This window comes from Paraburkholderia sp. SIMBA_053, assembly GCF_046534895.1.
GTDB classification, from domain to species: Bacteria; Pseudomonadota; Gammaproteobacteria; order Burkholderiales; family Burkholderiaceae; genus Paraburkholderia; species Paraburkholderia caledonica.
The window spans coordinates 1-254 of the sequence record NZ_JAWRXU010001172.1 but is presented as its reverse complement, the minus strand read 5'-3'; the positions used below and the strand labels follow the sequence as shown (position 1 = coordinate 254).

1 protein-coding gene is annotated in these 254 nt (G+C 70.1%); it reads right to left on the bottom strand.

All coding sequences use genetic code 11. The features are described 5' to 3' along the window. The coding region (locus SB753_RS39340; protein ID WP_410805459.1) for a metallophosphoesterase at positions 1 to 254 on the bottom strand (254 nt) is incomplete at both ends.

Genomic DNA, 254 nt, shown 5'->3' with positions numbered 1-254 from the left:
CCCGCTGCCCACCACGCGCGCGAGCGGCAGCGTGCGCAGCCGCTCCGCGTAGCGGCGCAAACTTTCGTCGGGCAGGTTGGCGGCCCACGCGCCGCCTATGCCGTACCACCACTGACGCCGCAAGCGGCCATCGGCGACGGCGCACAGCGCGTCTTCGTGATTGCCGAGCACGGCGAAGAACCACGGCTTGTCGAGCAGCGCGAGCGCCTGCTCCGAATGCTCGCCGCGATCCACGAGATCGCCGACTGAAAAGA